Origin of the sequence: Anaerococcus prevotii DSM 20548 (assembly GCF_000024105.1) — a bacterium.
Lineage (GTDB): Bacteria > Bacillota > Clostridia > Tissierellales > Peptoniphilaceae > Anaerococcus > Anaerococcus prevotii.
In genome coordinates, this window is the sequence record NC_013171.1 from 762,784 (window position 1) to 786,869 (window position 24,086).

The window sequence follows — 24,086 nt, forward strand, 5'->3', positions numbered from 1 at the left end:
AGGTAATATGGAAAAGATAATTTTGGACAATAGGTACGAGATTATAGAGCAGATTGGCCTTGGAGGAATGGCTAAGGTCTACAAGGCCAAAGATAGGCTACTCGATAGATTTGTTGCCATTAAGGTACTTAAGGAGCAATATGCAGAAGATGAGGAGTTTCTAAAGAAATTCAACAATGAAGCTCAGTCTGCTGCAAAGCTTAATCATGTCAATATAGTAAATGTCTACGATATAGGAGAAGACCTCCTTGAAGGAAGAAAGATTTACTATATAGTCATGGAATATGTTGAAGGGCAAACTCTTAAGGATCTAATAGATGAAGAAGGAAAGCTTTCTAACCACGATATAATAGATTATTCTGTACAGATAGCCCAAGCCTTAAAGTCTGCCCACGCATCAGGTATTATCCACAGGGATATCAAGCCACAAAACATTTTGATAGATAAGTTTGGCCTTGCTAAGGTAACAGATTTTGGTATAGCAAGAGTCTCATCAAATGCTACCATAACATATACATCATCCATTCTAGGAACAGTTCATTATATATCACCAGAACAAGCCAAGGGCAAGATTGTCGATGAGAAAAGCGATCTGTATTCTCTTGGAGCTGTGATGTATGAGATGGCAACTGGAAGGGTTCCATTTGATGCAGATAATTCTGTAGGAATTGCTGTAATGCACATTCAAGATAAGGCAAGGCCTGCCAAGGAATTAACCCCTGATCTTTCTGATCATCTAAATTTCATTATTATGAAGCTTCTTGAAAAGGAGCCAGGCAATAGATTCCTAAATGCGACAGAGCTTATAGATAGTCTTGAAAATCAGAATTTCTCAAATGAGCAGGTCCTTGAAGAGACAGCGAGAATTCCAATAGTTGTCCCAAATAAGGGAAAGAAAAAGAAGAAAAAAGCAAAGAAGGAAGTTCTTCCAAAGTCAGAAGAAGCAGTTTATGTTTCTCCTACAGATGAAGTGCCAGAAGAAAAGGAGAAAACTAAATCACTTAAGATTTGGCCACTGGCCCTACTTGCACTAATTTTGGTTGGGGCAGTGTATTACTTCATGTCAAGGCCAAAGGATGATATCCTTGAAGTTCCAACAGTTATAAACTTAAGTCAAGAAATGGCAGTAAAGGAACTTGAAAAAAGAGGACTTAAGGCAAATATTTCAAGAACAGAAGAAAGCGATGACTACGATAAGGGCAAGGTAATGAAGCAAGACCCTGAGGCAAATACTGAAGTTAAAAAAGGAACTACAGTAAATCTTGTAATCAGTGCGGGAAGAGAAGTGAGCGTGCCAGACCTTGCTGGACTCAACCTAACAGAGGCAGAAGAAAAACTCAAAGAGTTGGGTTTAAGTATAGGAAGGACGAGCACGGAATATAGTGATCAAGTCGAAAAAGACTTAATCATTGATCAAAACCCAAGATCTGCTACGAACCTTCAAGCAGGAAGTAAGGTCGACCTTGTTATTAGTGCAGGGCCAGAAGAAAAAATTGAAAACATTGAAGTTCCAAGCCTTATCGGTATGAGTGAGGAACAAGCGGCAAGCCTAATCAGTCAATACGGACTCGTCCTTAGAAATGTAGACTACAGGGAAAGTGAAGATGTAGAAAAGGGCAATGTTATAAGCCAATCTATATCTGAAGGAACCCAAGTAGCACCACAATCTCAAATTGACCTAGTAATTTCTGCTGGTAAGAAGGAGAAGGAAAAAGAAGAAAAGACAGGCCAGGCTAAAAACGTAGATTTAAGACTTAATATAAATAATGGAAAAGATAAATTCAACGTCAAAATTTATAAGCTTGATGACAACGATAAGCGAAGCGACATCTTATATGACCAAAATCAAACTAGCAAGGATTTAGATGAAAGCCAAGTCCTACAACTAAACTTCCAAGCAATACAAAATACTAAGTTTGAAGTCTTGGTTGATGATGAATCTTACGGAGTGTATACAGTAAATTGAAACAAGGAAAGATTATCAAAGCTCAAAAAGAATTATATTATGTAGACTGTAATGGAAAAATCCTAATGGCCAAGGCTAGGGGGAATTTCAGGGTAAAAAAGATTAAGCCTCTGGTTGGGGATAATGTAGTAATCGATGATCTAGAAGATCGTAAGGCCTATATTACTGAAATTCTCCCAAGAAAGAACGAAATAAAGAGACCAAATATTTCTAACATAGACCAGATTTTACTATTTGCGACAATCAAGGACCCAATCCTAAATCTCTATAATCTTGATAAATATCTCGCTATGTGCGAGTACAAGGATATGGATGTGGTGATAGTTCTTTCGAAGATTGACTTATGTGATGAAAATGAAGTAAAAGATTTCGAAAATATTTATGAAAATATAGGATATAAGCTTATAAGTCTTGACAATTTCGATAATTTCCCTAAAGAAAAAATACTAGATATCTTAAAGAACAAGACATCTGCAGTATCAGGAGCAAGCGGTGTGGGTAAATCCACCTTCCTTAACAATTTAATCGATATAGAAGTAGAGACTGGATCTATTTCTGAAAAGAGTAAGAGGGGGAAGAACACCACCCGCCATACAGAAATATTTAAAATAGGAGATGAAAGCTTCCTCTTTGACACTCCTGGCTTTGACTCTTTTGATATCGACTTTATAGAAGATGAGAAAGAATTAAAGTATTTGTTTAGGGAATTTAGGGATAAGAGATGTAAGTTTAAGGATTGTAACCATATTAATGAACCAGCCTGTGGAGTAAAAAGCTATTTAGCTGATGGGCTTATTTCTAAAAGTAGATATGATAATTACCTCATGCTTTTTGAGGAAGTTAAAAAAAGGAGAGAAAATAAATGGTAGAACTAGCACCTTCAATACTTTCATGTGACTTTTCAAGATTACAAGAAAATCTAGACGATACTAAAGATACGAGACTTAAGATGCTTCATATAGACGTGATGGATGGAATTTTCGTACCAAATATCTCCTTTGGCTTCAAGGTGATAGAGGATATCAGAAATAGAAATGATTATTTCTTTGACACTCATCTTATGATAGAAAGACCTGAAAGATATATAGAAAGGTTCGTAAAGGCAGGTTCTGATAGAATCACTTTTCATATAGAGGCTACTGATAATCCAAGGGAAGTGATTAGCCTTATAAAGTCTTTTGGCATAGAAGCAGGTATTACTCTAAAGCCTGCAACAGATCCAAAAGAGATTTTGCCCTTACTAAAAGATTTGGATTGCGTACTTGTAATGAGTGTCGAGCCAGGATTTGGCGGGCAAAGCTTTATGGAAGATAGCCTTGATAAGGTACAGATTTTTAGAGAATATATTGATAAAAATAAGCTTGATACTAAGATTGAAATCGACGGAGGCATCAAAACAACTAATGTAAGCAGGGTTATTGGTGCAGGATGTGACGAGATAGTATCAGGATCCGATATATTCGGAAAAGATGATATCAAAAAACAAATAGAAGAATATTATAAGATATTTGACCAAGCAAAAAGCACTTGTAGGGATTAAGACCTCAAGTGCTTTTTAAATAAAAGAACCACTGATTACTCGGTGGTCGTTAAATCTTATTTAAAATAAAAAAACATTTTGCAATTATGCTTTTTCTACTTTACCGCTTTTTAGACATTTTGCACATACATTGATTGTTTTAGGTGTTCCATCAACTAAAGCTTTAACTTTATGAACATTTGCCTTAAATTTTCTATTGATTTGTCTGTGAGAGAAAGTTACATTCTTACCTGATTGTGTTCCCTTACCGCAGATATCACATGTTCTTGCCATTCTTACACCTCCTAGCTTTTATTCATCTTTATTATTCTACCAAATATCAAGACAAATTACAAATTTTTCTTTCGATTTTTCCTAAAATAATTTGCCAAGTCTCCCCAATAGTTATTGGACAGTCTTTATGGTATAGTCTTTGTAGTAATAAAAAAGATTTAAATGAATCGCAGGAGGTAATATGGATTTAGTATCTATATACAAAAATGAGGATATAGGCGAAGTTTTATTAGACCAATCTTTAAGAGACTACACTACTTTTGGCATAGGCGGTAAAGCCGATGTCATGATCAAACCAAACACAGAAGAACAACTACAAAATATACTAAAGATAAACCATAGAGAAAATATTAAGACTACAGTAATAGGAAGAGGATCCAACCTTCTAATCAGTGATAAGGGGATTAGGGGTTGTATCATAGTTTTGGCAGATAATTTCGACAAAATCGAAAGAGATGGAGATATCCTAACAGCCCTAGCAGGAACGAGCTTAAATGAGCTTGCCCTATTTGCTATAGAAAGAGGACTTGCTGGCATGGAAGAGATATCAGGCATACCAGGATCAGTTGGAGGAGCTGTTGCTATGAATGCAGGAGCCTATGGTGGAGAGATTAAAGATATATGTGTTAATGTCAAGGCCTTCGATTTTGCTGGCAAGGAATATAACTTTACTAACAGTCAGATGAATTTTTCCTACAGACATTCCAAAATCTTTGAAGATGAACTAATAGTTTCTTCTGCAAGCTTTAAGTTAGAAGCAGGAAATAAGGAAGAAATCGAAGAAAGATACCAAGACTTCACCGATAGAAGAACTACTAAGCAACCCCTAGATAGAAAATCAGCTGGTTCAACCTTTAAAAGACCTACAGGATCTTATGCATCAAAGCTAATAGATGAATGTGGACTTAGAGGTTATAGGAAGGGCGAATGCCAAGTTAGCGAGAAACATTGTGGTTTTATAATCAATATAGATCATGCTACATGCGAGGATATGCTTTCTTTTATAGAAGAAGTTTCTAAGATAGTAAATGAAAAGACAGGATTTGTATTAGAAAGAGAAGTTAAACTAATCGGAGACTTTTAATGATACTTAAAATTATCACAGGCCTAAGCGGTTCAGGTAAGACTACAGCCCTTCGTGCCTTTGAGGACATGGGATATTACGCTATGGATAATGTCCCAGCCTACTTAATAGAAAAATTCATAGAGCTTAATGCAAATCAAGAAAATCCTATTGAAAAGATGGCAGTTGTAATAGACTTTAGATCCTATGCCCTAGACGATGACCTTTACGATTCCCTCCTTAGACTTAAGAAAGCCAATATAGATACAGAAATCATCTACATATACTCAGCTGATGAGGTGATTTTCAAAAGATACAACGAGCTAAGACGCCCTCATCCTATGGGCGAGTACGGAAATGTAAGCGAAGGAATAGAAAAAGAAAAGGATATGCTTAAGCCTATTAGAAAGATTGCAGATAGGTTTATCGATACCAGTAATTATAAAATTGCTGAGCTTAAGAGGGTAATTGAAGATTCTGCCCTAAAAAAGGATAAGATTATAATAAATCTCATATCTTTTGGTTTCAAGTATGGACTCAGTGATAATTTTGAATTTGTATTTGATATGAGATTCTTGCCTAATCCTTATTATATAAAAGAATTTAAAACATTGAATGGAACCTGTAAGGATTTACAAGATTATTTGGATTCTTTCGAGATCTCCAAAAAATTTGAAGATGATTTATATGAAATGATAAAAATCTTAGTGCCGGAATTCTTAAAGCAAGGCAAGGATATTATAAATATTGCCATAGGATGTACAGGAGGTCAACATAGGTCTGTCTATATGGTAGAAAAGCTCTACGAGAGAATGAAAGATGACGATTATATTTTAGTTAAGAAACATAGAGAGAAGGATAGATGGTAAAAAAATATATGAAAAGATATCCCCTAAAGGATGTCCAAAACGCCAGAGACTTAGGTGGAGTACCAACACTTGATGGCAAGGTGACAAACTGGGGGAAATTTATTAGAACAGCGACTCTAGATGATGCGAAAGATTGGGACATTAACTACCTTAAGGAAATGGGAGTTACTAGAGTAATAGACTTAAGGCGTGAAGGCGAGATTGAGCCAAATAAGAAAAGTATTGCCAAAATCAAGGAGAACTTCGACTATTACAACGTTTCTCTTGCAGGAGATAGGGAGTTTAGACAAGAAGATATAGACAAAATTGTAAATAAAGAAATATCAGTAGGAACAAGCTATAGGAATCTGATTGATAACTATAAGGCAGTCAAAGAGATTATGGAAATATTCGCTGAGAATGATGGGATAAGCCTATTTCACTGCCAAGAGGGTAAGGATAGGACAGGGATTATTTCTATGATTCTTATGGGGATTTCTAATGTGGCGAGAGCTGATATTATAGCAGATTATGAAGTAAGTTCGGCCCATCTTGGTTATATCGAAAGATATGATGAGGATGATCCTTTTTCTGTATTTAGGATTACAAGTCCTTACAATATGAAGGAAGCCTACGATTACATTCTAAGAAAATATAAGTCATTCGATGATTATCTTCTCTACGCCAAGGTTGATAGGGAAACAATAGAAAAAGTGAGGGACAAAATAGCTGGATAGCTAGGGTGATATATGTCTTTTTCAAAAAGATGTAAGAAGGAAGTACTAAAAAAAGAGCCTATATCAAAGATGGGTGAGCTCCTATCGATTATTCATTTTATTGGCTCTATTAGAATAAATATGGGTGGTTATAATATCAAGTTTGAAACTGATTCCAACTCATATGCCAGATATATTTATAACTTGATTAAGGACTTGTATGATTATTCTTCAACCTTTGAGATATTCGATAAATCTTACAAGGATAGGGATAGGATCTTTACAGTTCTTGTCGAAGATAATGAAATATCAGAGGATTTGATTAATAAAAAGTCTCATGGTTTTATAGACAACTTTAAGGATATTGAAGATGTCTCCCTTGATGATATCAAGTCTTTTCTTAAAATTGCCTTTATTTACAAAGGCTCTATTAACGACCCTCAAAGAGGTTACAATCTAGAAATCATAGCCCGTGAGGAAAACGAGCTTAGACTTATCAAAGAATCTATGGACACCTTCGGCTTAAATGCCAAAATTAATGATAGGGGAGATTATTATATTGTCTACATCAAAGACTCTGATAAGATAAGCGACTTTCTTGCTATAATCGGGGCAAATAAGTCCTTGTTTGAGCTAGAAAATGTAAGGGCCATGAAGTCTATAAGAAATGATATAAATAGGCAGACGAATTTCGATAAGGCAAACATAGATAGGACAGTCAAGGCTTCCTTAAGGCAAGTAGATGCAATAAAAGCTGTCATTAATAGCGAAGAATACGTTAAATTGTCAGAAGATATGAAGGAAATTGCAAGTATCAGGATAGATAATCCCTATATTTCTATCGAAGAAATTGGCCAGATGATGGATCCTGTGATGAGCAAGGCCAAGGTTAATTATAGGTTGCAGAAATTTATAAAGCTTGCCGAAGACTTGTAGAGGAGGATAAATGCAAGGAAAATTTACACACTTACATGTTCATACAGAATATTCCTTACTTGATGGATTCTCAAGAATTGATTTACTCCTCGATAGGGCCAAAGAGCTCGGAATGGACTCTCTTGCCATAACAGACCATGGTCAGATGTATGGAGTTATAGAATTCTACAAGCAAGCTAAAAAGCGAGGAATCAAGCCCATAATAGGCTGTGAAGTCTATGTTAGCGAAAATGATCATACCATAAAGGAAGCGTCAAATAGGAGATATTATCATTTGATTCTTCTAGCAAAAAACATGGATGGCTACAAAAATCTTATAAAGATTGTATCAGAAGCCTATGTAAATGGTTTTTACTACAAGCCAAGGGTTTCTTTTGATTTTATCAAAAAATACAGTGAGGATATTATAGCCCTATCCGCTTGCCTTAATGGTGAAGTTAGTCAAAGGCTTATAGAAAATGACTACGAAAGTGCAAAAGAGACTGCTCAAAGATATGAAGAGGCCTTCGGCAAGGGAAACTTCTACCTAGAGCTTCAAAATCACGGGATAAAAGAGCAAAATATTGTAAATAGGGGACTTGCAAGAATCCATGAGGAAGAGGATATTCCCCTAGTTGCTACCAATGATATCCATTATATAAATAAAGAAGACGCCTACTATCAGGACGTCCTTTTGTGCATTCAAACAGGAAAGCTCGTTAAAGACGAAGATAGAATGAAGATGCCAGCTAGTGAGTTTTACCTTAAATCTTATAATGAGATGAAGGAACTTTTTGGAGCCTATCAGGGGGCTATCGAAAACACTCAAAAAATTGCTGACCAATGTAATGTAGAATTTACCTTCCATGAACCCCATCTCCCTTATTTTACTAAGGTTGAGGAAGGCCTAACTGATTTAGAATATCTAAAAAAACTCGTAGATCAAGGACTTATCAAAAAATATGGAAGTATAAGTGAGAAGATTAGATCTAGGGCAGATAAAGAAATAAAGGTAATTGCTGATATGGGTTATGTCGATTATTTCCTAATAGTTTGGGATTTTGTAAGATATGCTAGGGAAAATGACATAGCGGTAGGACCGGGAAGAGGCTCTGCGGCGGGATCTATAGTATCTTATGCATTGGATATTACTCAAATTGACCCCTTAAAATACAAGCTGATTTTCGAAAGATTCCTAAATCCTGAAAGAGTATCAATGCCTGATATAGATATAGACTTTGACTACGTCCTCCGTGATAAGGTAGTAGAGTATGTGAACGAACTTTACGGTAGAGATCACGTATCCCAAATAGTAACCTTCGGTAGGATGCAGGCAAGAAATGCAGTAAGAGATGTAGGAAGAGTCCTAGATATTTCTTATGCCAAGGTAGATAAGATTGCTAAGCTCATCCCCCAAGCCATAGGGATGACAATCGATAAGGCCTTTGATTCTTCGTCTAAGTTTAAGGAAATATATGAAAGTGATGTCGAAGCGAAAAGACTAATCGATACAGCAAGAAAGGTTGAGGGCCTTCCAAGACATACCTCGATTCACGCTGCAGGAGTGGTGATTTCCAAGGAGGTCCTAACTGATATAATCCCATTAGCCTTATCCAATGATTTGGTAGTTACCCAATACGACATGACTGAAATCGAGGAGCTAGGTCTACTTAAGATGGACTTTTTAGGTCTTAGAAACTTAACAGTAATCAAAAACACCATAAAAGATGTCAAAAAGAATAGGGGAATCGACGTAGACCTATCCAAAATTGATGTAAATGACAAAAATGTTATAGATCAATTCAATAATGCTAAGACGATAGGAATTTTTCAGTTTGAATCGGCAGGGATGAGAAACTTCCTAAAGAATCTAAAGCCGACAGTCTTCGATGATTTAATAGCAGCAAACTCCCTATTTAGACCAGGTCCAATGGATGAGATTCCCAAATACATCCATAACAAAAATAACCCGGCGGATGTGACTTTTATAGATCCGGCCCTTAAGCCAATCCTTGATGTAACGTACGGTATTATTGTCTATCAGGAACAAGTAATGCAGATTGTCCAGAAACTTGCAGGTTACTCCTTGGGAGAAGCGGATAATCTAAGACGAGCCATGTCCAAGAAGAAGATGGCAGTTATGGAAGAAAATAGGGGAATTTTCATCAAGGGGAAAACTGATTCAAGTGGCAATGTTGTAATTCCAGGTTGTATCAGAAATGGAGTTGATGAATCTTCGGCAAATCAAATCTACGATGAAATGATTTCCTTTGCCAAATATGCCTTCAATAAATCTCACTCGGCAGCATATTCTTTGGTTGCTATACAAACGGCTTATCTAAAATACTATTATCCAGAAGAGTACATGGCAAATCTGATCTCTTCTGTGATGGATCAATCATCTAAGCTTTATCTTTATGTAAATGAAACCAAGGCCTTAGGTATAGAAGTCCTACCTCCAGATGTAAACAAGAGCTTTGCTGAGTTTAGTGTAGAAGAAGGTAAGATTATCTTTGGTCTTTCTGGAATCAAAAATGTAGGAAGCAATCTTATCGATTCTATAGTTAAGGCTAGGAAAAAGGATGGGAAGTTTACAAACTTCAAGGACTTCCTCCAAAGAGTTGACGAGATCGATTCGAGATCTCTTAACAAGAAGGGAATAGAATCCCTCATCAAGGCAGGAGCCTTCGATAGCTTAAAATACACTAGGTCTTCCCTCATGGCAATCTATGAAAAAGCAATTTCTGCTGTCTCTGATAATAGAAAGATTAATGTCAAAGGTCAACTTAATTTACTAGACGACTTAGCCGATAAGCCTAAAGAAGATGTTAGGATTCAAGAGATTAATGAATTTCCTAAGAAGACTAAACTAAAGCTAGAAAAAGAGGTCTTAGGCTTTTATATATCTGATCATCCCTTATCAGATCTGGGAGATAGGCTTGGTGATTTTGTTAATTTCACAACAGATTATAAAGACCATATTGATGATACGAGGATTCATTTACTCGATAACAAATTTGTATCGATGGCTGGAGTCATCACAAACAAGTCAGAAATTATGACCAAGAAAAGGCAATTGATGTGCTTTGCTACCCTTGAAGACATGCAGGGGTCAATAGAGATTGTGATTTTCCCAGAAGTCTACAGGAAATATAGGAATGTAATAGATGAAGATAGTGCGGTAATAGTTAAGGGAAATCTTCAAGTAGATGAAAGAGATATAAAACTATTAACAAACGAGTTTGTCGACATAGAGAAGTTAAATTTTAAAACTTTATACTTAAAATCTGAATACTTAGAGTATAATAAAGTTAGAAACATTCTAGTGCAAAATAAGGGGACTACACCCGTTGTTATATATTTTGCTGACAAAAATAAAAGTGTCAAACTAGATAAGAAATTATGGTTTGATATTAATGAAAAAAGCATTAAAGTATTAGAAGAGTTTTTAGGAAAAGAAAATGTTAAGATTACTTAAGGAGTTGTTATGAAAACTATAGGAATACTTACAAGTGGAGGAGATGCTCCAGGTATGAATTCCGCTATAAGAGCTGCGGTAAGAACAGCCCTTAACAGTGGTTTACGTATCAAAGGTATAAGAAACGGTTATGATGGACTGATGCAAGGAGATATCTATGAGATGAATGTATCATCAGTTGCAGATATCATCCATAAGGGTGGTACCATTCTAGGTACTGCAAGAAGCTTAGAGTTCGAAACACCAGAAGGACAAAAAAGAGGTGCACAAATCCTAAATGATTATGGCATTGAAGGCTTAATCGTAATAGGAGGAGACGGATCCTTCAAGGGAGCTAAAGCCCTATCTGATCTTGGAATCAACACAATAGGAATCCCAGGAACAATCGATAATGACATGGGCTATACCGACTTTACAATCGGATTTTTCACAGCGATTGAAACTGTAACAGATGCTATAGGCAAGCTCAGAGATACATCAAGTTCTCACGGCAGGGCTGTAGTTATCGAAGTTATGGGTCGTCACTGCGGAGACCTCGCTCTTTACTCAGGACTTGCAGGAGGAGCTGAGTCTATTATAGTACCAGAGCACAATTTCTCTATCAGTGAAATAATCGATAAGATGGAACACGGTAGAAAAAGAGGTAAGCTTCACCACCTAATCACGCTTGCTGAAGGTGTTGGCGATCCTTATTCTCTTGCCAAAGAGCTAGAAGAGAAGACAGGAATCGAAACTAAGGTTACAATCTTAGGCCACGTACAAAGAGGAGGTTCACCATCTGCGGTAGACAGACTCTTAGGTTCATCAATGGGATCTCGTGCTGTTAGACTGCTTGAAGAGGGAAAGACAAACCTTGCGATCGGCTATGTAGATGGAAGCATTATAGAAGTTAGCATTGATGAAGCAGTAAGCAAAAGAAGCGAATTCGACGAAAAATTATACGAACTTGCAAATTCTTTATCAAGATAGGAGTAATAATGAAACCTGAAATTTTAAAAAAGACAAAAATAGTATGTACAATTGGACCAGCTAGTGAAGATCCAGCTATCCTAGAAGAACTAATCAACAATGGGATGAACGTTGCAAGACTTAACTTCTCTCACGGAACTCACGAAGAGCACTTAGCAAAGATTAAAACAATCAGAAGAATCAGAAGAAAACTAAACGTGCCTGTAGCTATAATGCTAGATACTAAGGGACCAGAAATCAGAACTGGTAACTTTAACGTAGATGAAATCTACCTTAAACCAGGAGATATCTTCACCCTAACAACAAGAGACGTAGAAGGTGACCAATCAATCGTATCAGTTTCTTACGAAGGACTACCAGAAGATGTATCAGTAGGAAGCGAAATCTATATAGATGACGGACTTGTTCAACTAGAAGTAATTGAAATTAAAGATGGCACAGATGTAGTTTGTAAGGCACTAAACAACGGAATTCTTTCAGACCACAAGGGAGTTAACCTACCAGGCTCAAAGACAAACCTTCCTGCTATTACACCAAAAGACGTTGATGATATCAAATTTGGTATAGAAAATGACATTGACATCATCGCAGCATCTTTTGTTCGTAAAAAAGAAGACGTATATGATATCAGAAAAGTCCTAGAAGATCACGGTGGAGAACACATCAAGATTATTTCTAAAATCGAAAGCCAAGAAGGTGTAGATAACGTAGACGAAATCATAGAAGCAAGTGATGGAATCATGGTAGCTAGAGGAGACCTCGGTGTAGAAATTAGAACAGAGCTTATCCCATTAGTACAAAAAGAAGTAATCAGAAAATGTAATGATGCTGCAAAACCAGTTATCACAGCTACACAAATGCTCGACTCAATGATTAGAAACCCAAGACCAACCAGAGCTGAGACAACTGACGTTGCCAACGCTATTATCGATGGAACTGACTGTGTAATGCTTTCAGGAGAAACAGCTGGTGGAAAATACCCAATAGAAGCAGTTAAGACAATGAGAAACATCTGTATCACAACAGAGCTATCAGATGACTTCTATCAAAACATCTACGATGTTAAAATTCACTCAGCAAACACAACAACCAACTCAATAGCAAGATCAACCAAAAACATCGCAGAAGAGCTAAATGCCAAGGCAATAATCTCTTGTACAGCAAGTGGTAATACATCTAGAGTAATATCTAAATTCAAACCTAAGACAAATATAATTGCTGCAACAATCTCTGATAGAGTTGCTAGACAACTATCAATTGTATGGGGAGTATATCCAATAGTAATCCAAGAAGCAACTGAAACTGATGAGCTTATCGAAAGAGCGATAGTTGGTGCACTTGCTGAAAATTACGTAGAAGAAGGAGACCTAACAGTAGTAACAGCAGGAATCCCTCTAGGAGTATCTGGAACAAGTAACCTAATCAAAGTTCACGTTATTGGAGATATTCTAACAAGCGGTACAGGAATTGGAAGCAAATCAGTATCAGGAAAAGTTGTAATAGGATCAACAAAAAAGGAACTAGAAGGTAAATTTGAAGAAGGCGACATCATAGTTGCGAAATTCACTGATTCTGACATCACAGAATATATAGAAAAAGCCTCAGCTGTAGTAACAGAAACTGGTGGACTAACAAGCCACACAGCAGTAGCCGCAGTTCACTTTGGAATCCCTGCAGTAGTAGGAGCTGTAAATGTAATCAATCTCGTAGAAGAAGGCGAAACAATTACAGTAGACCCAATAGGCGGAGTAATATACAAAGGAGAAACAAAAGTTATCTAATGATCATCAAAGATATTAAGATAATTGATATCCTACAAGACGGCAGAGGAGTTGGCAAGAAAGATTCAAAAGTATACTTTATAGAAGGAGCAACTTTTGGAGAATCTTGCGACATTGAAATAATAAAAGAAAAGAAAAATTTCATAGAAGCAAGAAAAGTCAAAACAACTTCTCAAAGTCCGTATTATACACAACCTCCATGTCCATATTATTATGAATGTGGGGGTTGTACTATTATGGATATAAATTATGATGAGCAAATTAAATTAAAGAAAAATCTAATCACAAAGGCAATCAAGAAAACTTGTGCCATAGAAATAGACGATTTAGAAATAATTACAAGCGAAACTCTCTCTTACAGGAACAAAATAAGACTACAAGTAGACAAGAAGGGAAGGCTTTCCTATAACAAGAAATCCTCAAATGACCTAGTAGAAATCAAAGATTGCCTCCTTGCCAATGAGCATATAATAGAAAATTTAGGAAAAATTCAAAATCTAGTCACTACTATAGTTAAAGACCTTGGCAATATAATAAGAGAAATAAGCATAAGAAGTAATTCCTGCGAAATCCTTTTAAACATTTATAGTAAAGAAGAAGAAAAACTATATAAATATCTAAAAGAAAATCATAAGGACCTTCCATATAATATTAATATAATAAACAAAAAGAAAATAAAAACCCTAGGTAAAGACCATCTCATATTCAAAGTGAAAGATAAATCCTTTAAGGTATCGAAAGATGACTTCTACCAAGTAAATGATTATCAAATAGAAAACCTATATCAAAATGCAAGAAAATACCTAGAAAAGAACAAAAAGCTCCTAGACCTTTTCTGCGGATCAGGAATATCATCAATCGCCCTAAATGATGATAATATAGTTGGAATAGAAATCAACAAAAGTGCCATCAAAGATGCTAAAGAAAATGCCAAAATAAACAATTTAACAGACTACAAATTCATCGACAAAAACGCCAATTACATTGACCAGAAATTTATAGAAAAAGAAAAAATACAAACAGTAACAGTAGATCCACCAAGGGCAGGCCTAGACAAAGAAATAATTAAGACGCTAGCCAAAACGAAAATAAAAAACATAATCTACATCTCCTGCAACCCCCAAACCCTCGCAAGAGATATCAAAAGATTTATGGACAGGGGATATGAACTAAAAGAAATAAAAGCAGTGGATATGTTCCCGCAGACTATGCATGTGGAAGCTATAGCGTTGATACAAAAGATGTAAATTTAGAAATCCTGCATTTTAAGCAGTTTTATAAGCATTTTGTCTTCGATAAAGATGAAGAAGGATACGTCAAAAAGACTCAAAAAAACTATATGGACGTAAGAGTAGTTTTGCAACTGGTATGAGGAAACACAAAAAATATAATTAACCCATTTTGTACTTTCTACAAGAGTAGCTTAAAAGGCTGCTCTTTTTTTCTAAAAAGTTGGTACATATAAATTTTAAATATTACGAATAATACAAAATCTAATTTCCGAAAAGCAGAAGTCCAGACTTCCGAAAATCGGAATTCAAGAACTCCGAATATCGGAGAGTAACTATAATAATATTAGTAATATTGAGTTAAGAAAGAATAATTTTAGAAAGGGAGTAAGGATTCGTTACATCCTTTTTTAAAAAGAAAAACTCATAAGCCAACTTTACATATTCGCTTTTATAATATATAATAAAAGCGTAAACGAGAGGAGGCGGACTATGCATACACTTAAAAATTATATACAAGAAAATTTAGTAATCACCAACAAAGAAGCAGAAGAACTTGGATATACTAGGCATAATCTATCAGAATTAACAAAGAGCGGACAATTAGAAAGATTAAGACCAGGACTATATCAATTAAAAGGAAAAGTAATAGACGATTTTGTTTTAATATCATCCAATAGTAATCGAATTATATTTTCCCATCAAACAGCCCTATATCTACATGACCTATCAGATAGGACCCCAAATGTATTTCATATATCTGTACCCCAGGGCTACAATGCCAGCCATATCAAAAAGAGGTACGAAGATCTACAAGTTCACTATGTAAAAAAAGATTTATACGAAATAGGAAAGACAGAAATAAAATCACCGCAAGGCAATCTCATACCAGTTTATGATATAGACCGAACAATTTGTGACATCATAATCGACAGCGAAAAAATAGATAAACAGATTTTTACAGAAGCCTTAAAAAGATACTTTAAATCACCAAATAAAAATCTAAGACTACTCATAAAATACAGTAGACTATTTAAAATAGAAAATGAAATTAGGAAATATATGGAGGTATTATCGTGATTAATATCGAGAGTATAAAGGGCAAGATAAGAAGTCTGGCAATAAAGAAAAATCTGAAGTCGCAAGAAGTTTTGCAAATATATTTTTTTGAAAGATTTTTAGAAAGGCTATCTAAATCAAATTACAAAAATAATTTTGTAATAAAAGGAGGATTCTTAATATCTTCCTTAATTGGAATTGAAAATAGAACAACTATGGATATGGACACAACTATAAAAGGCATACCCCTAAAAGAAGAAAAAATAAAAGAAATCGTAGATGAAATTATAGATATCAATGTAGATGATGGAATAAAATTTGAAATAAAAGACATAAGTTATATTAGAGAAGAGGATGAGTACGAGAACTTTAGAATTTCATTAATAGCAAATGTTGGAAAGACCAAAAACTCTATGAAACTTGACCTAACAACGGGTGATGCAATAACACCAAGGGAAATAGAATATACTTATCCCTGTATCTTTAGCCAAGAAGATATAAAAATAATGGCATATCCATTAGAAACAATTTTAGCTGAAAAATACGAAACCATAATCAGAAGAAATATAACAACCACACGAATGAGAGACTTTTATGACCTATACACTCTCTACAAACTAAAAAAAGATGAGATAGATTATAAAATTTTAAAAGAAGCAATAGAAAGAACCTCAAACCAAAGAGGAAGCTGGGAGATAATGCAAGACTATGAGGAAATAATTGAGGATATAAAAGAAGATTCATACCTAAGATCCTTGTGGGTAGTATATCTCGGTGAAAATAAGTATATTGGAGATTTGAGCTTTGATAAGGTTGTTGATGTAGTGAGAATCGTCTCGAAAACAACAAGTTGATCTAAGTAGACAAAGGATTTTTAGGAAAATAAATATAAAAGAAAAGTTTGATTTAGAAGGTAAAGAGGAGTATTAAAATGATTTTAAAAAAGATGAAAGTCAAAAACTTTAGATTATTAAAAAATTTTGAGTTAAATTTTAAAGATGAATTGTCGCTAGTTATAGGTAAAAATAATTGTGGAAAAACATCATCTATTATTGTTTTAGATAAAATGCTAAATTCATCTAAATTATTTTGGGAAGATATAAATTTAGAATGCCAGAAAGATCTCTATAAAAAAATAATTGGTTTTGATATAACAAAGCTGGATGAAGTTCAATTATTAGAAACTATTAATATGCAATTATTCATTGAGTATAATGATAATGATTCATATGAGAATATTCAAAAATTCATGATGGACTTAAATCCAGATAATAACATAATAGTTTTAGAATTTATTTCGGTAATAGCTGCAAAAAAAATCATAGAATTAAAAAACATTATTAGTGAAAAAAATATTGAAGATTTTAAATCATTTTCCAAATTTATGAGTAAGAATTTTGCAAACTTCTTTGAAACGAAAAAATATTCAAGAGGGTTTGATGTTGAAGCAAACAAAACAACGCAAGATAGATCAGAAGAAATTGATAATAAAGATATTCAAAAAGTCATTAAAGTGGCAGGAATAAGAGCTGATCGAGCGGTTTCTAATGATGATCGTAATCATGTTTTATCAGGTTTAACTGGTAAATATTTCAGTTCTTATAAAGCTGCAAAAGATGAAAGTGAATCGGTATTTACAAGACTTGAAGAAAAATTGGAGGAAGCCGATAAAGAATTATATAAGATTTACAATGGAGAAAAAAGTGAAGGTGAAGAACCCATTGATGGTATTTTTAGTGATGTTATAGATGTTATTAAAACTTATGGTGGTGCAGAAAATGGAATTGATATAGCAATAGAGTCATCTATTTCAGAGAAAAATTTATTGTCAGATAATACAAACTTAAGTTATAGACAAGGGGGAGATTATTCGCTTCCAGAAACATATAATGGATTGGGGTATTTAAATTTAATTGGTATTTTATTTGAGATTGAAACCAATATACAGGAATTGTTTGAACAACCAGCAGATATAAATCTCTTATATATTGAAGAACCTGAAGCACATACACACCCTCAGTTACAGTATATATTTATAAGGAATATTAAATCTCATATCAAAGCACATAGAAATAAGTTGTTGAAAGAAAAGAATAAGCAGTTGCAGATTTTAATCACTTCGCATTCATCACATATAGTTTCTGAATGTAACTTTGATGACATTATATATTTGAAGAAAAACGGGAATACGGTCATAGCTAAGAGCTTTAATTCTTTAAAAGAAGAGTATGGTGGAGATGAACAGAAAGGATTTAAGTTTGTAAAACAATATTTGACAATGAATAGAAGTGAACTATTCTTTGCGGATAAAGCTATTTGTATAGAAGGAGATACCGAACGAATTTTAATGCCAGTGATGATGCATAAAATTGATAATAAAGAAAAGCCAAGAGCAGATATTATACCACTATTATCACAGAATATTTCTATAATAGAAGTTGGAGCGCATTCTCATATATTTATGCCTTTATTTTCCTTTTTAGGAACAAAAGTTTTGTTTGTTACGGATATTGACTCTGTTAAAGCTGAAAAGAAAATAGATAAAAATGGAAAAGAAAGAACTGTATATACGAGTTGTCACCCCGATGAGGGAACACATACAAGTAACGCATCAATAAAAGAATTTTTTAAAGATACTGGAATTGATACATCGAATAATCAATTTAAGGAACTTGTAGGGAAAAATGCTGAGGATAAAATTAAAGATAATATGAGAATGGCCTATCAAATACCAGAATCTTATGGTGAGTATCAAGCGAGTAGTTTTGAAGATGCATTTATAGCACTAAATAAAGACTTTATATTAAAAAACAAAGAAGGGTTTTATCAATATGGAGCTTTAAAAGATTTTTCGAATGATGAAATAGAAAATGGTGATTATTATAATTTTGCTTTGAATAATGTGAAAAAGAAATCGGCATTTGCATCAAGCTTATTGTATTTTGATAATGAGAATGGCGAAGAAGATGAAAAATGGGCAGTTCCACATTATATTGAGGAGGGCTTATTATGGATACGCTAACATTGGAAAAAGAAGTATTAGAAGCTCTTGAATGTATAAAAAATGGTGAAAATTTTATTTTAGAAGGTGGAGCAGGTAGTGGAAAAACATACTCCTTAATTTCCTTAATAAATGCACTCACAGAGGAATTACCAGATATAAAGATAGTATGCATTACATATACAAATAATGCAGTTGCCGAAATTTTATCAAGAATAGAAAATGAGAATATTTGGGTTTCAACAATACATGAGTTTATATGGTCTCTTATCAGAAAATATCAGAATGAAATAAAAAATATTTTAGTTGAGCTTATTAACGATGATAATGAAAAGAACTTTAAAAAGCCAAAAGATTTTTCTGAGGATTTAATTTCTAAAGAATATTTCGAAAATCTTTATGTAGATTATGATGAGTATTATTCTGTAACGCCAAATGAAGAAAATAGAGTTAAAATCAGCCATAATCACATTTTGATTGTTGCGGAGAAAATGTTTGAGAAATATAAAAAAATAGCGGACATTTTAAAGGATATTGCAGATTGTATTTTTGTTGATGAATATCAGGATACAAGTCCTTTAGTTGCTGATATTTTACTAAAGCATCTTGAGCAAAGCGATAAGAAAAATGTAATTGGTTTTTTTGGAGATTCAATGCAGTCTATATATGACGACGGAGTTGGTAATTTAAATCAATATAATTTAACTAAAATAGTAAAGACGCAAAACCGAAGAAATCCAAGAGTTGTAATCGAAGTAGCCAATAAGTTTAGAGATGATGATATTGAGCAAAGACCTTCAGAAGATATAAATGCACCTAATATGGAAAATGGTACTATTAGAGAAGGTAGTATTAAATTTTTATATGGAACTGAAATAAATGATTTTATAAGTGTAAAGGGGAAGAATATTTTTGAATCTTGGGATTTTTCTGATGGAAAACAAACAAAAGAGTTAAGGCTAACACATAAATATAATGCTGAAATGACTGGCTTTAAAGACTTATATGATCTATATAATGCTGATTTGATAACTAAGCTTATAAGTGGGATAAAGAAAAAAATTGATAAGGGAAATTTAGACTGTAATAAGACTTTGGGAGAAATAACGTTAGAGGTAAAACCGACATATAACAAAGTGGAGCTGTTAGATCAAATTAACGGAAATGAAATTTATCAGTCAATATATAGTGTTTTAGAAGATATGTCATGGGAAGAAGCTTACGAAAAATGTAGAATCACTAAGGAATCACTCATGTCATATAAATTAAATGGAATGAGTGGTAGATATGAAGCTAATTCTTATAGAGATAGGATTTTACGCAGATTAGATATATTAGAGGAGATTATTGAATTATATGAGGCTAATAGATTTAATGATTTTCTACGAATAACAAAATTTTCTATTCATAATAGAAATGATAAGATTTGCCTTAAGCAAGCAATTGATTATCTTGTAAGTGAAGATAATCAAACGATAGAAAATGTATTAAAATTTGCGGAAGTAAAAGGGTTACTCAAAGAAGATGAATTGTTTAGTGATTATATTTCAAATAAAGGGTTTTATTTATGGGAGAGAATAAAAAAGATAACATTTAATCAATATAGAAAAAGTGTTTTATATTTAAAAGAATTTTCACCAATTTGTACTCAACATAGTGTTAAAGGTAGTGAATATGACAATGTATTGCTTGTATTAGAGTCTGATTGGAATAAATATGACTTTAGAACATTATTTGGGAAAGGATCTCCGAACTCTAATGTTCAGAAACGTACAAAAAAATTATTTTATGTATGTATAACAAGAGCAAAAAAGAATTTAATAATATATATGCCTACTGATGATTCTGACATATTAGAAAAAGCTAAAGAGTATTTTGGAGAAGAAAATGTTATAGAACTCTCTTCGATTTAATTGAAAAGTAGGTACTATTTCTACTTATGTTTTATGCTGCTTTTTAATATTATTCTATAGAATGAAAAAAGATAATTACTATTTTTATTTTAAGAATACTCTTGCATGAGGGTATTCTTTTTTTATTGTACTTACTAGAATACTATATTTAAGTTCGGAAAGATACTTTTCAAATCATGTAGATTGATTTGAAAAATAAAAACATGATTATATTCATGAAAAATGCAGTATTTGATGTACCTAGTTTTTATTAAAAATGTAGAATTTCTCATCTGATATTTAATGTATTTATAAATTAAATTTTGACTTATATAATAAATTTCATTTTGATTTATTAAGAAGTAGGGAATGAATCTGCCATATTTCTCTTGACAATTTTTCTATCTGTTTATTCATTGACTCGATTTCATTTTTGTAAATAACACCAGTTGTATTAGTAGCTTTTGCAATCTGGTTTATATTATTTGTTGCATTTGAAAGTAGCCATTGTAGGTTTCTAAATGGTTCTAAATCTACAACGTAGATCTCTTTTTCCAATACACACTTTCTAAGAAAGTGGGACATTGTTTTACAATTTGCAAGTTTCATTTTCTTTTCAAAAACTTCTTTTTCTTCTTTAGTAAGTTTTATTTCTATTCTTTCATTTCTAAATCTATTTGCCATTTTATTCTCCTTTATAAAATATATTTCGGGGTCTTAGGGTTCTCCCTAACAAGGTGAAAATTAAAAAAATGGAGCATTCCGTAAAGGTCTGCTCCATTAATTTTTTCGTAAGTGTCCGTACACTTACTGTGCTTGCTATTAAAATTATAAGCGTTAAGCGTTTATTCAGTTTTATTGATTATACCGCATTTAAAGAAATTAATAAAGAAGTATAAAGGGCGTTCAAGCAAATATCTTAAATAAGATTACTAAATTTTAAAATTCTTCATGTATTGAAATTAATTATCAAATGAGCTATAATAAAACTGACGATAGCGTCGGAATTATTTATTGACAGGAGATAAAGTTTTGAATGATAGAAAATTGAAAGTTGGAGAAAAAAGGAAGTTAGAAATTCTTGAAGCGGCAATGAAATGTTTCTTAGAAAAGGGTTTCCAAAATACAACTATGGAAGATGTTATAGAAAAAGTAAGTTTAAGTAAAGGTGGTGTTTACTATCATTATGGCTCAACCTATGAAATGATTTATGATTTTATGAAATCAGGTATCAAATATAGAGGAGAAAAAAACAAAACTATCGACACATCTAAGTTAACGAGTTTAGACGCAATTACTGAGATGATGATGGAAAGAATTTATGATGAAAATGAATTTAAAAGCATATATGCAATTTTTTTGAAACTACAAAATGAAGATAAAAGATTGTGTGAAATGTTTGAAAATTTAAAAGAAACAAACACAGAAATTTTATCGTCTGCATTTCCTCCAAACGATAAGCTCTCATCTATTTTTGAAGATGAGTTTTTAGTGACCTTTGTAAATACTTTGATTTTAGGATATGAAAGTTTAAATCAAAAAGAAATTTTTATTGAAAATAAAGAAACAATCAAAAAGATGTTAGAAGAATATTTGAAAAATAAATTTCCTGAATTATTAGGCTGATCTTAAATTATGGTATAAAGATGAATACAAAAAAGACATTTTTAAAAAAATTTTATGAGCTAATAATTACATTATTAATTGTTAGTGTTTTATCATTTGTTTTAATGAAATTATCTCCCGTCGATCCAGCCACTGCATATGCTAAAAGACATATCGGAAGTCCATCACCTGAGCAAATTGAAGAAGTAAGAATAAGATTTGGTTTTGACAAACCTGTATATAAGCAATATTTTAACTGGATTAAAAATCTTTTTTCTCTAGACTTAGGACAGTCTTTAAGCAATGGTAAACCAGTCTGGGATAATATAATGTTGGCTTTGCCAAAAACTTTATCTGTTGTTTTCTTTTCCGCAATATTACAGGTAGTTTTAGTATTATCTTTGGGATGCATTACTTTCTTATGGAAGAGCAAGATAATCAATAAGCTTACAAATCTCTTATGCCTTATTGGTGTTTCAATTCCTAGCTTTTATATTGCTATTATCTTACTTGATATATTTGCAGTAAAGTGGGATTTGCTATCAGTAGCAGGTAATATTGGCATTACAAACTATCTACTTCCTGCAATAACTTTAGGGATATTTGGGGCTTCTTTTTATTATCCACTATTTAAAGATGCTTTAGACAAAGAGAATGGTGAATATTATATTATGTTTTTTAGAGCAAATGGTCTAAAGGAAATTACTTTGTTCGTGAAACATATATTGCCAAACTCGATAGTAAAGTTAATTCCAAATTTCTTCCAGAGTATTGGACTTATGATTGCAAATGTGGCAATAGTTGAGGGAGTTTTTTCTATTCCAGGATTTGGGTATTTGATTGTAAATTCTGTAATAAATCGTGATGCAACGATGATTCATGGGTTGGTTTTCTTTTTAGCATTATTTATTGCACTTGCTAATATAATATCAGATTTGATAAACGATCTTTTGATAAAGGAAAGGGGAGATTAATGAAAATAAACAAAAGGACATTATTTCCTTTCCTAGTGATTTTATTTATATTTCTTGGAAGTTTTTTTGCCCCTAATGATCCCCTAGAAGTTAATCTTCCCCTTAGATTTGGAAATCCAAGTTCTAAGTATCTTTTGGGAAATGATAGCATGGGCAGGTGCGTTTTATCGAGAATACTGTTCGGGGGGAAAACTACATTATTTATGGTTATGACGGCATCAATTATTGTTTTTACTTTAGGTTTGTTTTTAGGAACACTAACGTCAAAAGTTACCATGAAAAAGAATGTAATAGTAGATTCGATTATTAATGCTGTAACGGCTATACCACCAATTGCTTATTTAATCATATTTATAGCATCTTGGGGAAATGGAATAAAAACTACATTAATCGCTTTGGTTGTTTCATATATATTGAGATTTTTAAGACTTGTTAGAACTCAAATAAATATTGAATATGATAAAGCTTATTGCACTTGTATGATTTCACTTGGTGCTTCAAAGACTAGGTTGGTTCTAGTTCATATACTACCAAATATATTATTAGATTTAGTTCATTATATTTGTTTGTCCTGTGCGGATATGATTTTAGCAATTACTGGTTTTTCATTTATAGGAATTGGACTTGGAGAAAATGTTGTGGAGTGGGGTTCTATGATTTTAGAAGCGAGAGATTCAATATTTATTAAGCCAGAACTCATAATTTACCCTATTTTTGCAGTTTTTATTACTACAATGTCTTTTAATATTATTGCAAAAGAAGCGAATAGAAGGTGAA

At 33.1% G+C, this 24,086-nt stretch carries 20 protein-coding genes; 18 read left to right on the forward strand and 2 right to left on the reverse strand.

Translation table 11 applies throughout. The features are described 5' to 3' along the window. Nucleotides 1-7 precede the first annotated feature (7 nt). The 3 genes from pknB to rpe are packed head-to-tail and all read left to right on the forward strand — an operon-like array spanning nucleotide 8 to nucleotide 3,506. A complete protein-coding gene (gene pknB, locus APRE_RS03480) occupies nucleotides 8-1,966 on the forward strand; it encodes a Stk1 family PASTA domain-containing Ser/Thr kinase (RefSeq protein WP_015777616.1) in 1,959 nt (652 codons plus the stop codon). Further along, the gene (gene rsgA / locus APRE_RS03485) at nucleotides 1,963-2,835 is read left to right on the forward strand and encodes a ribosome small subunit-dependent GTPase A (RefSeq protein WP_015777617.1); all 873 of its coding nucleotides are present in this window, start codon (nucleotides 1,963-1,965) and stop codon (nucleotides 2,833-2,835) included. The genes pknB and rsgA overlap by 4 nt, the downstream gene beginning before the upstream one ends. Beyond that, nucleotides 2,829-3,506 carry a ribulose-phosphate 3-epimerase gene (gene rpe / locus APRE_RS03490; RefSeq protein ID WP_015777618.1) on the forward strand — a complete coding sequence of 226 codons (678 nt, stop codon included), beginning with the start codon at nucleotides 2,829-2,831 and terminating at the stop codon, nucleotides 3,504-3,506. Before rsgA ends, rpe begins: the two co-directional genes overlap by 7 nt. A gap of 84 nt (nucleotides 3,507-3,590) precedes the next feature. On the opposite strand, the gene rpmB is transcribed toward rpe, so the two are convergent. Continuing rightward, nucleotides 3,591-3,779, reverse strand: coding sequence for a 50S ribosomal protein L28 (gene rpmB, locus APRE_RS03495; RefSeq protein WP_015777619.1), 189 nt, complete (start codon nucleotides 3,777-3,779; stop codon nucleotides 3,591-3,593). Between the two features lie 181 nt (nucleotides 3,780-3,960). Between rpmB and murB the strand changes: the two genes are divergently transcribed. The 12 genes from murB (at nucleotide 3,961) to APRE_RS03555 (ending at nucleotide 20,751) form a co-directional block, all read left to right on the forward strand. Then, entirely contained in the window at nucleotides 3,961-4,863 is a 903-nt protein-coding gene (murB, locus tag APRE_RS03500) for a UDP-N-acetylmuramate dehydrogenase (protein WP_015777620.1), read from the forward strand. After that, entirely contained in the window at nucleotides 4,863-5,711 is an 849-nt protein-coding gene (gene rapZ, locus APRE_RS03505; protein WP_015777621.1) for an RNase adapter RapZ, read from the forward strand. Before murB ends, rapZ begins: the two co-directional genes overlap by 1 nt. Then, nucleotides 5,705-6,427 (forward strand): tyrosine-protein phosphatase, encoded by a 723-nt coding sequence (locus APRE_RS03510; RefSeq protein WP_015777622.1) that lies wholly within the window; start codon nucleotides 5,705-5,707, stop codon nucleotides 6,425-6,427. The genes rapZ and APRE_RS03510 overlap by 7 nt, the downstream gene beginning before the upstream one ends. A gap of 12 nt (nucleotides 6,428-6,439) precedes the next feature. Continuing rightward, on the forward strand, nucleotides 6,440-7,342 hold the full coding sequence (whiA, locus tag APRE_RS03515) for a DNA-binding protein WhiA (RefSeq protein ID WP_015777623.1): 903 nt from the start codon (nucleotides 6,440-6,442) through the stop codon (nucleotides 7,340-7,342). 10 nt (nucleotides 7,343-7,352) lie between these two features. Next, a complete protein-coding gene (locus tag APRE_RS03520; protein ID WP_015777624.1) occupies nucleotides 7,353-10,799 on the forward strand; it encodes a DNA polymerase III subunit alpha in 3,447 nt (1,148 codons plus the stop codon). A gap of 9 nt (nucleotides 10,800-10,808) precedes the next feature. Next, nucleotides 10,809-11,768, forward strand: coding sequence for a 6-phosphofructokinase (pfkA, locus tag APRE_RS03525; protein ID WP_015777625.1), 960 nt, complete (start codon nucleotides 10,809-10,811; stop codon nucleotides 11,766-11,768). Nucleotides 11,769-11,776: 8 nt separating this feature from the next. Then, complete coding sequence (gene pyk / locus APRE_RS03530) at nucleotides 11,777-13,549, forward strand: pyruvate kinase (RefSeq protein WP_015777626.1); 1,773 nt, start codon at nucleotides 11,777-11,779, stop codon at nucleotides 13,547-13,549. Further along, nucleotides 13,549-14,796, forward strand: coding sequence for a 23S rRNA (uracil(1939)-C(5))-methyltransferase RlmD (rlmD, locus tag APRE_RS03535; RefSeq protein WP_015777627.1), 1,248 nt, complete (start codon nucleotides 13,549-13,551; stop codon nucleotides 14,794-14,796). Before pyk ends, rlmD begins: the two co-directional genes overlap by 1 nt. Nucleotides 14,797-15,270: 474 nt before the next feature. Then, nucleotides 15,271-15,858, forward strand: a complete 588-nt coding sequence (locus APRE_RS03540) for a type IV toxin-antitoxin system AbiEi family antitoxin domain-containing protein (protein WP_015777628.1) — start codon at nucleotides 15,271-15,273, stop codon at nucleotides 15,856-15,858. Next, nucleotides 15,855-16,691, forward strand: coding sequence for a nucleotidyl transferase AbiEii/AbiGii toxin family protein (locus APRE_RS03545; protein WP_015777629.1), 837 nt, complete (start codon nucleotides 15,855-15,857; stop codon nucleotides 16,689-16,691). The genes APRE_RS03540 and APRE_RS03545 overlap by 4 nt, the downstream gene beginning before the upstream one ends. 77 nt (nucleotides 16,692-16,768) lie before the next feature. Then, entirely contained in the window at nucleotides 16,769-18,859 is a 2,091-nt protein-coding gene (locus APRE_RS03550; protein WP_015777630.1) for an ATP-dependent nuclease, read from the forward strand. Then, nucleotides 18,847-20,751, forward strand: coding sequence for a UvrD-helicase domain-containing protein (locus APRE_RS03555; RefSeq protein ID WP_015777631.1), 1,905 nt, complete (start codon nucleotides 18,847-18,849; stop codon nucleotides 20,749-20,751). Before APRE_RS03550 ends, APRE_RS03555 begins: the two co-directional genes overlap by 13 nt. A 321-nt stretch (nucleotides 20,752-21,072) precedes the next feature. On the opposite strand, the gene APRE_RS03560 is transcribed toward APRE_RS03555, so the two are convergent. Continuing rightward, on the reverse strand, nucleotides 21,073-21,414 hold the full coding sequence (locus APRE_RS03560; RefSeq protein WP_015777632.1) for a plasmid mobilization protein: 342 nt from the start codon (nucleotides 21,412-21,414) through the stop codon (nucleotides 21,073-21,075). Between the two features lie 348 nt (nucleotides 21,415-21,762). On the opposite strand from APRE_RS03560, the gene APRE_RS03565 reads away from it, so the two are divergent. The 3 genes from APRE_RS03565 to APRE_RS03575 are packed head-to-tail and all read left to right on the forward strand — an operon-like array spanning nucleotide 21,763 to nucleotide 24,085. After that, nucleotides 21,763-22,356 (forward strand): TetR/AcrR family transcriptional regulator, encoded by a 594-nt coding sequence (locus APRE_RS03565; RefSeq protein WP_015777633.1) that lies wholly within the window; start codon nucleotides 21,763-21,765, stop codon nucleotides 22,354-22,356. A 20-nt stretch (nucleotides 22,357-22,376) separates the two neighbouring features. Further along, nucleotides 22,377-23,309, forward strand: a complete 933-nt coding sequence (locus tag APRE_RS03570; protein ID WP_015777634.1) for an ABC transporter permease — start codon at nucleotides 22,377-22,379, stop codon at nucleotides 23,307-23,309. After that, nucleotides 23,309-24,085, forward strand: coding sequence for an ABC transporter permease (locus APRE_RS03575; protein ID WP_012797120.1), 777 nt, complete (start codon nucleotides 23,309-23,311; stop codon nucleotides 24,083-24,085). The genes APRE_RS03570 and APRE_RS03575 overlap by 1 nt, the downstream gene beginning before the upstream one ends. Nucleotide 24,086: the final 1 nt, after the last annotated feature.